A 14,871-nucleotide genomic window follows, 5' to 3' on the forward strand; every position below is an offset into this window, starting at 1 on the left:
CACTGGTGATGGGTTTGTTATTTGTCCTGGCATTCAATGCTTCTTCAGCACAACCGCAGGGGGATTCCGCTCAGGCGAATAACCCCCTTGCCAATATGACTGCATTTAATATGCAGAATTATTATATTGGCGATGTAAGCGGAACTGATAAAGATGCTAACCAGTTCTGGCTGCGCTATGCACAACCTTTTTCTCTGAAGGAAAGCCACTGGCTGTTACGCGCCTCTCTCCCTGTAAATACCTATCCCGTTGGGCCGGGCGGCGGACATCAGACCGGCACCGGAGATTTGAACCTCTTCACCGCCTGGTTAATTGATACCGGCAATCCCTCGATCAGCTTTGGGTTTGGGCCGCAGCTTACTGCGCCTACAGCTTCTGAACATGCGCTAGGCAGCGAAAAATGGTCTGCAGGACTGGTTAACGTGCTGTTTAACGCCAGCTCGCCAGTATTTCAGTATGGCTATCTGGCTTCCTGGCAGCACAGCTTCGCCGGAGAGGGGAACCGCAGCGACGTCAATATCGGCGCCTTCCAGCCGTTCGCTTTTTATCAGCTGGGAGGTGGCACGTATCTCCGCTCCGCGCCCATCTGGAATTATAACTTCCAGAATGACAGTTACGGCATACCTCTTGGTCTTGGTGTGGGCCAGGTAATCAAGAGCGGCAAAACGGTTTATAACTTCTTTGTTGAGCCTCAGGGCAGCATTGCCGACCACGGTCCTGGTCAGGCGCGCTGGCAGATTTTCTTTGGGCTCAATCTGCAATTTCTTAACTAATTAAATTCACCTGGGAGCATAGCTATGCACCTATTTACAGATCCTAAATTTCGACGGTTTGCTTCGGCAGTGCTTGTTTTCATCTCTGCCGCCGGTTATGCAGCCCCCTATGACAGCGTTGGTTTTGCGCTGCGCCAGCAGGCGATGATTAATGATTTAAGGACCCATTGCCGCATAAGCCTACAAGTGTCGGATGAAAAAATCCGCAGCACCTTTATGGCCGATCCTGAAAACCATCAGACGCTTATTAAAGCAGCCGATGCTATGAAAGCGGGCGATCGGGTTCGTTATGCACGTACTCTGGCTGATATACGCTGCCCATCAATGCTGTAAGTCAGATCCGTTTTTCTTACCGGTCTGCATTGGAATGGAGACACGATGAAACTGTATCCTGCTTTGATCTTAAGTGGCTGTTTGTCCCTCCCAACTCATGCCGCGGGTCTTTACCTTTATGAAATTGCGACCGAGGATACCGGGCTAGCTGGTGCTGGTCAGGCGGCGCGTGCGCAGGATGCCTCCACGCTTGTCACAAACCCAGCAGGAATGACGCGACTACCTGACCGGATGTTTACGGGCGGCTTACAGGCTCTTTATGGTGATACGCCCTACCGGCTTGACGATGATGCTGGGCTACAGGGTAACAGTCCTGGCAATACCATCGGCTGGTTTCCCGGGGCCAGTATGTTTTACCATCAGCGCATCAACGATCAGTGGTCTGCAGGCATCGGGCTGTATGGAAATTACGGCCTGGGGCTCGATTTTGGGGAGTGGGCCGGTGACCGGCTCATTAAAAAAAGCACGCTGGTGGGGATGACCCTGAGCCCCGCGCTGGCCTGGAAGCTGAGCGATAAGGTGTCCTGGGGCGTAGGCGTGGGGATCAATTACGGCTACCTGTCTCTGACGCGTGACGTCGCGGGCTCAGATCAGAAACAGTCCGATCATGACTGGGCGCTGAATTTTCGCACCGGCCTGCTGTTTGATTTGACCGATGCGACGCGCGCGGGTGTCACTTATACCAGCAAAACCGAATATCACTTCAGTATCGACGGCGCAGCCCGTTTCCCCCAGCTCCCGAATCAGCAATACAGCCTGCCGATCACTGCGCAGGTGAATACGCCTGCTCAGCTGATGTTCAGCCTTGTCCACGATATTAATACTCAGTGGTCAGTGATGGGCGACTTAGGCTGGCAGGACTGGAGCGCCTACGGCGCCAATCAGGTCACCCTGGTGGATACCACACCTGAACGGAATAACCGCCTTAAAGATACCTGGCACACTGCGCTGGGACTGCAGTTTCGTCCTGATGATCGCTGGCGTCTCAACAGCGGTGTGGCTTACGACAGCAGTTTCTATCGTTCACAAAGTGATACGTCTCTGACCATGCCGTCCGGTGATGCGTGGCGATTCGGCGTGGGAGCACAGTATCAGCTCACCCCCTCCAGCAATATCGGCGCTGCCTTTGAATACCTGATGATGGACTCCTCACACGTAACGGCTCCGGCACTAAAAGGCAGTTATGACAATCCTGCCATTTACTTCCTGAGCATCAACTACAGCCAGACTTTTTAACCTGACCGAAAGGAGATTAGTGCAGTGCAGTTTGTTTAGTCGTAAAAGCGGAGCGGCTCACTTTTGCCGTTCCTTATGAGCCCCCACTTTGGAGCGCAGAAATGTTAAAAGTCCCTTTTTGCAAATCCCTGCTCGCGACGATGTTGACGGTCGCCTGCTGTTCCGGTAGCGCTCTGGCTGCGGATAACAGCACAACGCCGCAGACAGCACCGGAGCAAAACAAAAGTAAACCCAACATCGTGGTGATCTTTGGTGATGATATTGGCTACTGGAATCTCAGCACCTACAACCAGGGAATGATGGGATATAAAACCCCGAACATCGACAGTATTGCCGCTGAAGGGGCGAAATTCACGTCTTACTACGCCGAACAGAGTTCAACCGCCGGACGCTCGTCCTTCATCACCGGACAGATGCCGTTCCGTACCGGAATGAGCAAGGTGGGCATGCCAGGTGCGCCACAGGGTCTGCAAAAAGAAGATCCCACTATTGCCAGCATTCTTAAGCAACTTGGCTATGCCACTGGTCAGTTTGGTAAAAATCACCTCGGTGACCGGGATGAATTTTTACCCACCGCGCACGGTTTCGATGAGTTTATGGGTAACCTTTACCACCTCAATGCAGAAGAGGAGCCTGAAAACCCTGACTATCCTAAAGACCCGGCCTATCGTAAACAGTTCGGACCGCGCGGGGTTATCAAGTCTACTGCTGACGGAAAAATAGAGGATACCGGTCCGCTGAATACCAAGCGTATGGAGACCGTTGATGAGGAGACTCTGGCGGCAAACAACGACTTTATGGAACGGCAGGTCAAAGCCAACAAACCTTTCTTCACCTGGTATAACACCACGCGCATGCACAACAAAACGCATATCAAGCCGGCCGATAAAGGGGTGACCGGGTTGGGTGATTATGCGGATGGGATGGTTGAGCATGACAAGATTATCGGTGAGGTGCTGAAGAAAATTAAAGATCTCGGCATCGAAGACAACACCATTGTCGTTTATACCACAGATAACGGCCCGATGATCGCGACCTGGCCTGACTCAGGGATGACACCGTTCAGGGGTGAGAAAAACACCGGCTGGGAGGGCGGTTTCCGTGTACCGGCGATGATCAGATGGCCGGGTCACATCAAACCTGGTACGGTCATCAACGATATGTTTGGCAGTAACGACTGGTTCCCTACCCTGGTTGCTGCGGCTGGCGTACCGGATATCAAGCAGCAACTGCTTAAAGGCTACAAAACCAATGCCATGACCTACAAAGTGCATCTGGACGGTTATAACCAGCTGGACTTCCTGCAGGGTAAAGGTCCGGACCAGCGCAAAGAGTTCTTCTACTGGAGCGATGACGGTGACCTGCTGGCGATGCGCTACGGTCGCTGGAAGGCTCACTTTATGATTCAGGAACATACCGGCCTGGATCTGTGGAAGTATCCGTTCGTCAAACTCCGTACTCCGCTAATTTTCGATCTGGAAATCGACCCGCTTGAACGCGGTTCTGATGGCATGGACTACAACCACTGGTTCTATGACCGTCTGTTCCTGCTGGGTGGGGCGCAGAAATACGCCGCTGATATGTTGCAGAGCTTCAAAGAGTTTCCGCCACGCCAGAAACCGGGTTCTTTCACGGTTTCTGACGTGCAAAAACTCATTGATGAAGGCAGCCCCGCGACCAACTGATCCTGCTCACCCCTACCGGGCAAAATACTGCCCGGTTTTCGGAGGCCAAGATGAAATACAGCACTACATTGCCCGTAAAACCCTTACCCTCCGCGGAGAAGTACAACGGAAAAGGGCCTGTATACAAACGCCGCTTTCATGTCATGGCCAAACCCTCGGGCTCCACCTGTAACCTTGACTGCACCTATTGTTTTTACCTGTCAAAAGAACAGCTGCTCCACCAGGACCGGCACACCGGGATGAGCGATGAAGTGTTAGAACAGTTCATCCGGCAGTATATCGAGGGGCAGGATGGCGACCAGGTGGTGTTCTCCTGGCAGGGAGGCGAGCCCACGCTGATGGGCCTGGAGTTTTTCGAAAAAGTGGTCGCTTTTCAGAAGCAGTACAAAAAGCCTGACCAGAGAATTGAAAACGATCTCCAGACGAACGGCGTTCTGCTCAATGACAAATGGGCAGCATTCCTTAAGAAACATCATTTCCTGGTGGGCATTTCGATTGACGGGCCGCGGGAATTACATGACCGGTACCGCGTAACGCGAAGCGGCAAACCCACTTTTGATAAAGTCATGGAGGGCGTGGATGCGCTCAAGCGCCATGATGTGCCATTTAATGCACTGGTCACCGTCAACAGAACCAATGCGCGCTTCCCCCTGGAGGTTTATCGCTTCGTGACCCGCGAGCTGGGTGCCACTTACGTGCAGTTCAACCCCTGCGTAGAGCCTGTTGACTTCAAAAGCACGGCACCCCAGTTCTGGCGTGATGACACCATTCCTGTCACCGGTACGCGACGCGCGCGGCCGGGCGATCTGGACTCCATTGTGACCGACTGGTCCGTTGACCCCTATGACTGGGGGCAGTTTCTGATAGCGGTTTTTGAAGAGTGGGTTAATAACGATCTGGGACGCGTGCAGGTTAACCTTTTTGAAACCGCGGTAGCCCAGACGATGGGCATGCCGGCGCAGATTTGCACCGCGTCAGAATTTTGCGGCAAGGGGCTCGCCATTGAAAAAAATGGCGATATTTACTCCTGTGACCACTACGTTTACCCGGAATATCAGATAGGCAACATTGAATACAGCAAGCTTTCTCACCTGGCCTTTTCTGAACGTCAGCAGTCATTCGGTATGGGTAAGCGCGACACCCTGCCAAAATATTGCAGGGAATGCCCGCATCTGAAGCTCTGCTGGGGTGAATGCCCCAAAAACCGTCTGGTCCGGACCCCCGATGGTGAACTGGGCTTGAACTATCTGTGCCCGGGGATCAAAGCGTTCTTTAATTATGCCGAGCCCATTCTGGTGGGGATCACCACGTTACTGAAACGTGACTTTGCAGGAGTGCGGAAATGAATGCCACCGAAAAGATGCTTCAGCTTGAACAAAGTATGAATACTCAGGTGCTGGGTCAGCAGGAACTGGTGCGGATGTTGATTATTGCCCTGCTCTGCGATGGCCATGTCCTGCTGGAGGGCCTGCCGGGGCTGGCAAAGACCCGTGCAGTAAGGGAACTCGCCCGCCATGTTGAAGGCGTCTTCAGCCGAATTCAGTTCACGCCCGACCTGCTGCCTTCTGACATCACCGGCAGTGAAATTTATCAGCAGCATGCCACGCGAGAAGAAGATCAGTTCCGTTTTCGTCCGGGTCCGGTATTTGGCAATGTAATCCTCGCGGATGAGATTAACCGTGCCTCAGCCCGCGTGCAGTCTGCTCTGCTGGAGGCGATGGAAGAGCGCCATGTAACTGTTGCCGGTAAGAGCTGGCCCCTGCCAGGCGTGTTTATGGTGCTGGCTACCCAAAACCCGGTGGACCAGGAAGGCACCTGGCCTTTGCCGGAAGCGCAATTAGATCGTTTTCTGATGAAAGTGCTGGTCAGTTACCCGACGAAAGAGAATGAGCAACGCGTGATGCAGCTGGTTCGCGGCGAACAGCAGGAGAAATACCGCGCTGAACATGATGCATCGGCGAAACCGGTCGTTACGCCGGACGTAATGCTCACTCAGGGAGACATTGCAGATTGCTGGCGGGCGATTTCAGACATTTACGTTGCCCCCGCCATGGAGAACTACATTGTTAATCTTGTGGAGATGACCCGTCAGCCGGCACAGCTAAGTGAAACCTTCGCCAGCTATGTTGCGTTAGGCATCAGTCCACGCGGTACGCTGGCACTGGATCGGGCTGCCCGTGCGCAGTGCTGGCTTGAAGGCCGCGATGCGGTCCTGCCTGAGGATATAAAACGTATTGCACCGGCGGTACTGCGTCATCGTCTGATGCTGAGTTATCAGGCCAGCGCCGATAATCAGAGCGAGGACGACGTAATTCGTCTGCTGCTTGACGCCGTGGTGGCCTGATGGACGCGCGTCTGACCGTGACGTTACCCCAGCTGATGCATCTGGCGGGTGCGGCACAGCAACTGAGCAACCTTCCTGCGCAACTGCCGCCTGGCGCCATGGCCGGAGAGCGGACCTCGCGTCAGCAGGGGCGCGGGCTGAACTTTGACAGCCTGCGGCGCTATCAGCCGGGTGATGACGTAAGGCTGATTGACTGGCAGGCCACGGCGCGCCTGCGCGCGCCCTGGGTCAGGCTCTACAATGAAGAGCGGGAGCGTCCGGTAATTCTTTTAGTCGATCAGCGGCTGGACATGTATTTTTCCACCCGCGGTCAGACCAAGTCGGCAGCGGCAGCCGAAATCGCTGCACTGCTGGCCTGGCGGTGCTGGCACGATAACGATCGGCTCGGGTCCGCCGTGTTCAGTGATGATGAAATCGCTTTTCAGCGCTGCCGTTCACCAAAACGCTCGCTTCACCCTCTGTTTGCAGATTTGCTGAGGCTGAACCAGTCGCTGGCATCACGTTACCCGCGTGAACCGGCGCAACCTCTCAGCTTCACCCATTTGCTGCAGCAGATGAGCCGCCAGATTCCCGCCGGCAGCTGGGTTGCGATGATCAGCGACTTTCATGACATGGACGCTGAGTGCGAGGCACTCCTCGCACGCCTGCGCAGGCGGTGTGAGATAAGCGCCTTTGTCGTGCTGGATGACGTTCACCTGCGCCTGCCTGCTTCAGGTGAGCTTGCAGCCAGCTACCAGCAACAGCGCGTTGCCCTATCCCTTTCCCCACAGCTACAACGCCAGATTGCGGACGTGACCAGCGGTCGTCTGGCACGCCAGGAGAAGCGGTTACTCAGTCTGGGGATCGAGGTTCGTCAGATTAACGTCGGTGAACCAATACTTCATCAGCTTCAGACCGGAGGCGCACGTGCTGGAAAAAGGCTTTAGCGTTCCGCGTTTGCAAAATCCTGCGCTGCCCACAGAGCTCAGCTGGCTTCCACTGCCAGAAGGATGGTACTGGCTGGCCGCCATCCTGCTGATGACGGCCAGTCTGTGGCTGCTGCTGCGCATTGCTCGCTGGCGACGAAATGACTGGCGTCGTCAGGCTACGCGTCAGCTTGCGATGCTGGCCGGGGCAGACCAGTGCCTGAACTGGATTAAACAGGTCAAGCTGATTCATCAGCCGCGAATAACGGTAAGCAGCCAGCATTATGTCATCCAGTTGCTGCATGACTTGCCTCTCAGCAGTGAACTGGTCGAAAAGCTGAACCAGCGCTACTGCCAGCGGGATGACACTCTGGCTCCGGGGGAGCTAATTTCACTCAAACAGCAGCTTAAGCGCTGGCTGCAGGGGCTTCCCGATGTCTGAACTCATCGCTCAACTGGAGTTTGCCTGGCCGTGGATTGGGCTGTTACTGCCATTACCACTGGTCATGCGTTTTCTTCTGCCCCCTGCCCCCGAGGTCGCCGAGCAGGTTCGGGTGCCTTTCCTGCCCACGCTCATTGCTGAATTGTCGCTTCGCCGCGATCCCCCGGCATTACCGATCGCCCAGCGTGGCGTGTTCTGGCTGATATGGATTTTGCTGCTGACCTGCCTTGCTCGCCCGGAATGGCGGCTGCCGCCCACGCTGGTGACGCAGCCGATGCGCAATCTGGTGTTGATTCTGGATGTATCCGGGTCGATGGAGAAAAATGATGCCGGCCCGCAACTTACCCGGCTGCAGGCGGTTCAGCAAACGGTCAGAACCTTTGTCGCTCAGAGAAAAAGCGATCGCATCGGTCTGGTGATTTTTGCCAGCAGCGCCTGGCCGTTTGCGCCTCTCAGTGAGGATAAGCAGGCCCTGCTGACACGTATCGATCAGTTAACGCCCGGCATGGTAGGACAGCAGACTGCGATTGGCGATGCGCTAGGGGTTGCCGTCAAAATGCTGGACAGCAGTGAAGACAGCGACGCGGGGCGGATGGCCATTCTGCTGACGGACGGCAATGATACCGCATCGCAGCTTTCACCCGAACTGGCTGCACAACTTGCAGCGTCACATCATGTTCAGGTCGATACCATCGCCTTTGGCGATCCACAGGCCAGCGGAGAGGACAAGGTGGATAATGCGCTGCTGGCAAAAATCGCCCAGCTGACCGGTGGAAGGGCCTGGCAGGCGAGTACTCAGGGTGATGCGCTGAAAAATGTCTGGCGTGACATTGATGCTCAGACACCTGCACAGGTTAAGACGCTCGGATATTCCACCAGAGTCCCGTTATTTGGCTGGCCGCTGGGGATGGTGATTGTGCTATTGCTGATCACGGCTGGTTGGCGACGCTTGCGGGAGACAAGAAGATGACGTCATTTCATTTCCTTCAGCCATGGTGGCTGCTGACGTTGCCACTCTGTCTGCTTTTAGCATGGTGGCTCAAAGCGCCGCGAAGTGTCTGGCACCGGATAATGGATAAACCCTTTGCGCGAGCGATGATTATTCGCCGTTCAAACCCGCCTCTGCGGCTGGTTCCATGGATCATCGCGCTGGCCGGAATTGCGCTGGCCGGGCCGAGCTGGCACAAGCAACTACCGGATGGCGTGACGCCGCAAAGTAATGTGATGATCATTCTCCAGCAGGATTTCAGCATGCTGGCGCAGGATCTGCCACCTAATCGTCATCAGCGTATGCAACACAAACTGATGCTGCTGATGCAGCAGATGCCCGGCAGCCGGTTCGGGTTAATCGTCTACCGCAACGGTGCCTGGCTGACAACGCCGCTGACGCGTGATCCAGCGTTTTACGCCCTGTTTCTGAACGCCCAGCAGCCAACACTGATGCCAGAGGGGGAAGGCGAGGGTTTACGGGCAGCACTGGCCCTGGCTGATAAAAGTCTTCCGGCCACCCCTCGCAGCATGGTTCTGGTGGCAGATACTCTTGCCCCCGATGAAGCGGCATGGCTGGGCCAGCAATCCTATCCCCTTCAGCTCTGGGTGCCCGGCACAGCGCGTGGCGGAGCCTTACCGGAGACCTATGCTCAGCGTGGTATTGATACGCGGCTCAACGTATCACGCTTTAGTCAGATCCGTGACAACGGCATTCCCGTGACGCTTGCGAGTGGTACTGACGACGATGATATTTCTGCCATCCGTAAGCATATTCAGACCAGCCTGACACAGCAGGAAAATCACCGGCACGATTTGCCCTGGCATAACAGCGGTTACTGGCTGGCGGTGCCGATACTGTTTCTCGTGCTGTTCTGGCGGCGACAGGGAATGCTGGTGGTTCTGCTTGCTTTCACCTTATCGGGACTTCCGTCGGATGCCCGTTCAGCATGGCTTGATGCCTGGATTTCACCAGATATACAGGGCCAGCGTGCGTTTAAAGCAGGCCACTATGCAGAGGCTGCACAGCATTACCAGGATCCTCTTCGCCAGGGGATTGCGTTTTATTATGCCCGGGACTTCAGCGCCGCCAGTGCCGCCTTTCTGCAGGCACCACTCACCCCGGAGAATCTGGTGTGGCTGGCCAACAGTCTCGCCCAGCAGAAAAAATGGCAACAGGCACTGAATACCTACGACCAGGCACTCAGCCTGCGCCCGGACTGGCAGATAGCGCAACATAACCGGGCACTGATCGCTGACATTATCATGAAGCTGCGTCAGCAGGAGCGCGATCGCCAGGCTGAGCAGGGAAAAGAAAAAAATTACGATCCTGATGAAGTGAAAAATGATCTGAAGAAAGATCAGGGTGCAGAACAGAAAGATTTGCAGCCAATCGCCCGTGCAGCGCTACAGGTCAATCAGTGGTACGAGAACCTGACAGTGTCGCCGGGTGGCTTGCTGGAGAATTTCTATCGTTCTTCCGGACCGGAGGCACCATGAGAATATTACTGCTGTGTCTGATCTTTGTTGCCTGTTCAGCACGGAGTGCAATGGACATCACACGCGAACTGGTGGCGCCTCCCGCAGCCGTGCCGGGTCAGCCGCTGCGCGTTGCCATCACATTCTGGACTGACAGCTGGTTTAATCCCCCGCCTGAATGGCCAGACATGACCATTGTCAACGGCTCGCTGGTACCGGGTAACATACCCAACCAGCTGGTCACTAAACAGGCGGCGGGCGTCAGCTGGAGCGGGGTGAGGATGGAGCGAGACCTCATGGCCTGGGACCAGGGTTCTTTACAGCTGCCACAAATGGTCCTGACGCTGGAGTCAGCCGGGCAACCGCCTAAAACAGTGTCACTGGCCGCTCTGGACATCCCGATTCACTGGCCCAAAGGCGTACAGCAACCCGATCGATTTCTGCCCGCGCAGACGCTGAAGTTGACGCAGACGCTGAATTTGTTTCGGGCCGGTGAGGATAAAAACCTGCATGTGGGTGACGTGGTTGAGCGCGAAGTGGTGGTTAAAGCGCAGGGGGTGATCCCCGCTCAGATACCGCCCATCCTTATTGATTTACCCGGCGCGTCCACTCAGCGCCTCACGCCGGTAACGCAAGCCCTGACGCAGGGGCGAGACGAAGTGATTGGTAGCCAGCGCAGTGAAAAATTACGTTATCTGCCTGATACCTCTGGCCCCCTGGTTCTGCCGCCGATCCAGCTGCGCTGGTGGGACACTCAACACCAGCAGTGGCAATTGGCTACCCTGCCCGGCAAGCGTTATGACATTTTGCCCGCACGGCAGGCAGGTAGTGAGAAGGTGCTTCGCGCGCAATCCGGTCTGGCCGGCTGGCTCTGGGTCATGCTGGCTGGCACAGGCGTTGTTCTGCTGATCTGCATCTGGTTCGCCCGCCATCTGCTGCTGCGTGGTATCTGCTTCGCCGCTCTGGCCTGGCGGCGACTTTGGACGATCACATCCCTTCCCGAACTCTATCCACAAAGCAGGAGAAGAAGATGAAACAAGCATGCGTGATAGCGGCATTACTGACGGTGTTATCCGGACCGGTGCTGGCGGCGGATACGCCGCTTTCAGGCTGGCGTGACGGCAAAGCCAAGCGGGCCATCGTGGAATGGGTGACTCAGTCTACAGAGCCGGGTAGCGCCACGTTTATCCCCGTTAATCAGCGCTACGTGGTGTTCGACAATGACGGGACGCTCTGGCCCGAAGCGCCGCTGACGTTCCAGCTGCAGTTTGCCTTCGATGAAATAAAGCGGCTGGCTCCGCATAACCCGGACTGGCGCAGTGATGCACTGGTACAGGCCGTGCTGAATAATGATGTTAAATCTGTGTCAGCGGCGGGAAAGAAAGGCTTAATGCATATTCTGGCGCTGACCCACAGCAACATGACCACCGAAGAGTTTGATGCGCGCGTGAGCGCCTGGGTGGATACGCAGAAGCATGCGCGCTTTGGCTGTAGGTACGATCAACTGGGTTACCAGCCCATGCGGGAGTTACTGGATTATTTGCGTGAGCATGATTTCAAAACGTGGATAATTTCGGGAGGTGGCGTGGATTTCATGCGCGTGCTCGCCGAAAAAATGTATGGCATCCCGCCTGAACAGGTGGTGGGCTCATTCTCACTCTCAGAGTTTTCACTCAGTGATAATGGCAGCCAGATACGTAAAACCATGAACGGTGCGTTTTATGATGATGAGACAGCCAAACCTGTCGCTATCCACCTCTTTATGGGACATCGCCCGGTTGCTGCCTTTGGCAACAGTGACGGGGACGTCCCCATGCTGGAATACACCTCGACCAACCCTGCGGCAAAAACATTTGGCCTGCTGGTTCATCATACCGACAGCACGCGCGAATACGCCTACGATGCTCATCCGCCCGCCAGCGGCACGCTGGTCAATGGCCTGAAACTAGCTGAAAAATATGGCTGGACGGTAGTCGATATGAAGCAGGACTGGGCAACGGTCTTTGACCCGGCATTGTGTCCTGCTATCGCGAAATAAACGGGCTTAAGAGTCGTACTGAATTCAGCAGGCTAAGCCGGAGCCTGATTCATCCGGCATCACAAGGCTGACACGGTTCAGAACCAGGTGAATAAGATGATGGGTAATCATAAAGGGGGTTTAACCGCACTGCTGCTTTGTTTGTTTTCGTCATTTTCACTGGCCGGGGAGGATAATCAAAAACTCGATGATGACCCCACCAAAGTCACCACCAAAGCGGGTGTCAGCTGGTCAGATACTTACGACATGGACGACAGCAACGTATCCTTTTCGGGCTCGGTGGCGCTGGATAAAGCCCGCAAGCTGAATGCACGCATCAACAGCGATGCCAGTGAATGGCGTGTAGGCGGCTCGTGGCTGTTTCCTGTCGGGATAGTGAATTTCAACTTCGGTAAAAACGAATACACCAATGGCGCAACACAGACGAATTATTCAGTAGGCACCTTTATCCCCCTCAGCGTGTTTGGGATTGCGCCAGCAGGATTCCAGATATTCCCCATGGCGGGATACACCTATAACACCGGTGAAACCATAGGCTGTAAAAATGAAGGAGGCTGCATCGCGCCTCAGTTTGCGGATTCGCTATCTCCCGAGTTTGGTTATGACACTATTACCACCTCCGGCAGCAGCGGCTATCTCGGCGTCTTCACCCTCAGGCCACTTTCCCCGTCGCTGACGCTCATTGCTTTTGCGGCGGGATCTTATGGCTCCAAAAATGACGACGGGGATAACTATAAAGGCTACTTCGGCGGAGCCGGGCTGGGCATCAAGCTGACTGAGCATCAGTCCTTCAACCTGCTGACGTTCGTCATGGATAACAATACCTATCTGGACAGTCCTGACAGCCGTTTTGTGCTCTCTTACAGTTACCAGTTCAACTGATACATCCACGTTCACGCGCGGGGAGAGATTCATGTCGATATTTGCCCGTTTTATGCTTATTGGCTGCGCAATGCTGGCGTTACCGGGGACGTTGCATGGTGCTGAACCTCGTCACTCACCCACGGCCAGAGAGAATGCACGAACACTGGTGCTGCTCAATCAGCCGGTTGTCATGTTACAGGCAACGTATGGTCAGACGACCCCGGAAGAGCGTGTGAACCGCATCGTTTCTACCTTGCGCGATCTCAGCGCCGAAGATCTCCGCCATCCGGTCGAAACGCAGATGCTTAAACGCTATCAGCAGCAGGCGGTGCTCTTCATCATCAACAAAAAGCCCTTCATGCTGCTGTCGCAGAACGATTTAGATGAGGGTGACGATTTGACCCTGCCGCAGGCCGCGCTGCGGGTGCAGCAGCGGCTGGAAGATTTGCGTGCTGCGTTGTCGGAGCAGTATTCAAACCGCTATCTGCTGCTGTCAGCTGTGAAAACGGCCTTCGGCCTGGTGCTGCTTATTGCACTGTGCCTGGGGCTGCAGCGTGGTTGTCAGGCCGTCAGGCGGTATTGTCAGGCGCGAGAATTGCGCAGCGATCGCTCCGCTCGCTCGCAGCTCCGCAGGTTAACCGGCAATATTGAGGTGCATCTGGCAACGGCGTCAGCGATGCTGATTGGCACGCTTGCCGGCTGGTTTTATCTCAGCTGGGTGCTGCGACTCTTCCCCTGGACGCGCATCTGGGGCATGGAGCTTGGCGCTTACACCCTCATGCTGTTGCAGCGTATAGGTCTGGCTGTCCTCTCCGCTCTGCCGGGTTTGTGCGTGGTGCTGGCCATTGTCTTTATCACGGCACTGCTGTTGCGTCTGCTGAGAATGGTGTTACAACGCGTGGAATCAGGCAGCTTGCAACTACCCGGCGTCCACCGCGATACTGTCGGCGTCACGCGCAGGCTGGTGAGCATAGTGATCTGGCTTTTCGCACTGTCAGCTGCCTATCCATTTCTTCCGGGCGCTGACTCACTGGCCTTTAAGGGCATCAGCGTCTTTCTGGGATTGATGCTGACGCTGGGATCCGCCGGCGTGATGAATCATGCCATGAGCGGGCTGGTGTTAACCTATTCGCGCGCATTGCGGCGCGGCGATGTCATTCGTATTACCGACCATGAAGGCAAAGTCAGTGAGGTGGGCATGCTGGCCACCAAACTCCTGACCCGGGAAAACTATGAAGTGACGATACCAAACGCCGTAGTAGTGAGCGGAAAAATTGTTAACCTCAGTTCACAGTCTCGCGGCCGGGGTGTTCCTGTCACCACTTCTGTGACCATTGGTTACGACACGCCGTGGCGTCAGGTGCATGCCATGCTGGAGCTGGCCGCCAGCCGCACGGCGGAAATTCAGAGAGACGAGCCCGTTATTGTCAGGCAGCTGTCGCTGATGGACTGGTACATCGCCTATGAGTTGCAGGTGATTATTCATCCGGGCGCGTCACTGGCCGGCGTGCGCAGTGAGTTGCACGGACACATACAGGACGTGTTTAATGAGTTTGGTGTACAGATCATGTCACCCAATTTCGTGGGCCAGCCGGAAGGAGCGGTGTTGGTGCAGCCGGAAAACCGTTTCAGGGCACCGGCGGATCCTCCTGAGGGTAGTACTTCACGATGACCTGCAGTTACATTCGTTATATAACTCGTAAACATACAAAAAATGCAGAGTTAGGAGTTTTCTGCATGGCAGAATCTGAACGATTAAAATAACTCCCAGAGGCCGTCGTAAGC

General features: G+C 55.4%; 14 protein-coding genes. All 14 read left to right on the forward strand.

Features of this window, described 5'->3' with window-relative positions; all coding sequences use genetic code 11:
- The first annotated feature begins 8 nt into the window (after positions 1 to 8).
- The 14 genes from QMM04_RS15375 to QMM04_RS15440 all read left to right on the forward strand — a co-directional run bounded on the left by QMM04_RS15375 (position 9) and on the right by QMM04_RS15440 (position 14,758).
- Entirely contained in the window at positions 9 to 773 is a 765-nt protein-coding gene (locus QMM04_RS15375; RefSeq protein ID WP_282996475.1) for a hypothetical protein, read from the forward strand.
- A gap of 24 nt (positions 774 to 797) precedes the next feature.
- A complete protein-coding gene (locus QMM04_RS15380) occupies positions 798 to 1,106 on the forward strand; it encodes a YicS family protein (RefSeq protein WP_282996464.1) in 309 nt (102 codons plus the stop codon).
- Between the two features lie 45 nt (positions 1,107 to 1,151).
- On the forward strand, positions 1,152 to 2,342 hold the full coding sequence (locus QMM04_RS15385; RefSeq protein ID WP_282996465.1) for an outer membrane protein transport protein: 1,191 nt from the start codon (positions 1,152 to 1,154) through the stop codon (positions 2,340 to 2,342).
- A 101-nt stretch (positions 2,343 to 2,443) separates the two neighbouring features.
- Positions 2,444 to 4,027: an arylsulfatase gene (locus QMM04_RS15390; RefSeq protein WP_282996466.1), complete on the forward strand. Its 1,584-nt coding sequence runs from the start codon at positions 2,444 to 2,446 to the stop codon at positions 4,025 to 4,027.
- 50 nt (positions 4,028 to 4,077) lie between these two features.
- Positions 4,078 to 5,373, forward strand: coding sequence for an anaerobic sulfatase maturase (locus QMM04_RS15395; RefSeq protein WP_282996467.1), 1,296 nt, complete (start codon positions 4,078 to 4,080; stop codon positions 5,371 to 5,373).
- On the forward strand, positions 5,370 to 6,371 hold the full coding sequence (locus QMM04_RS15400; protein ID WP_282996468.1) for a MoxR family ATPase: 1,002 nt from the start codon (positions 5,370 to 5,372) through the stop codon (positions 6,369 to 6,371). The genes QMM04_RS15395 and QMM04_RS15400 overlap by 4 nt, the downstream gene beginning before the upstream one ends.
- A complete protein-coding gene (locus QMM04_RS15405; RefSeq protein WP_282996469.1) occupies positions 6,371 to 7,297 on the forward strand; it encodes a DUF58 domain-containing protein in 927 nt (308 codons plus the stop codon). The genes QMM04_RS15400 and QMM04_RS15405 overlap by 1 nt, the downstream gene beginning before the upstream one ends.
- Positions 7,278 to 7,718: a DUF4381 family protein gene (locus QMM04_RS15410; protein WP_282996470.1), complete on the forward strand. Its 441-nt coding sequence runs from the start codon at positions 7,278 to 7,280 to the stop codon at positions 7,716 to 7,718. The genes QMM04_RS15405 and QMM04_RS15410 overlap by 20 nt, the downstream gene beginning before the upstream one ends.
- Entirely contained in the window at positions 7,711 to 8,688 is a 978-nt protein-coding gene (locus tag QMM04_RS15415; protein ID WP_282996471.1) for a VWA domain-containing protein, read from the forward strand. The genes QMM04_RS15410 and QMM04_RS15415 overlap by 8 nt, the downstream gene beginning before the upstream one ends.
- A gap of 254 nt (positions 8,689 to 8,942) precedes the next feature.
- A complete protein-coding gene (locus QMM04_RS15420) occupies positions 8,943 to 10,205 on the forward strand; it encodes a VWA domain-containing protein (RefSeq protein ID WP_349253937.1) in 1,263 nt (420 codons plus the stop codon).
- A 50-nt stretch (positions 10,206 to 10,255) separates the two neighbouring features.
- On the forward strand, positions 10,256 to 11,218 hold the full coding sequence (locus QMM04_RS15425) for an oxygen tolerance domain protein (protein ID WP_282996473.1): 963 nt from the start codon (positions 10,256 to 10,258) through the stop codon (positions 11,216 to 11,218).
- Positions 11,215 to 12,222, forward strand: a complete 1,008-nt coding sequence (locus QMM04_RS15430) for an HAD family hydrolase (protein WP_282996476.1) — start codon at positions 11,215 to 11,217, stop codon at positions 12,220 to 12,222. Before QMM04_RS15425 ends, QMM04_RS15430 begins: the two co-directional genes overlap by 4 nt.
- A gap of 96 nt (positions 12,223 to 12,318) precedes the next feature.
- The gene (locus QMM04_RS15435; protein ID WP_282996474.1) at positions 12,319 to 13,104 is read left to right on the forward strand and encodes a hypothetical protein; all 786 of its coding nucleotides are present in this window, start codon (positions 12,319 to 12,321) and stop codon (positions 13,102 to 13,104) included.
- 52 nt (positions 13,105 to 13,156) lie between these two features.
- The gene (locus QMM04_RS15440) at positions 13,157 to 14,758 is read left to right on the forward strand and encodes a mechanosensitive ion channel domain-containing protein (RefSeq protein WP_282996477.1); all 1,602 of its coding nucleotides are present in this window, start codon (positions 13,157 to 13,159) and stop codon (positions 14,756 to 14,758) included.
- Positions 14,759 to 14,871: the final 113 nt, after the last annotated feature.

This window comes from Pantoea sp. Pa-EAmG (genome assembly GCF_030024295.1).
In the GTDB taxonomy this organism is placed as follows: domain Bacteria; phylum Pseudomonadota; class Gammaproteobacteria; order Enterobacterales; family Enterobacteriaceae; genus Pantoea; species Pantoea dispersa.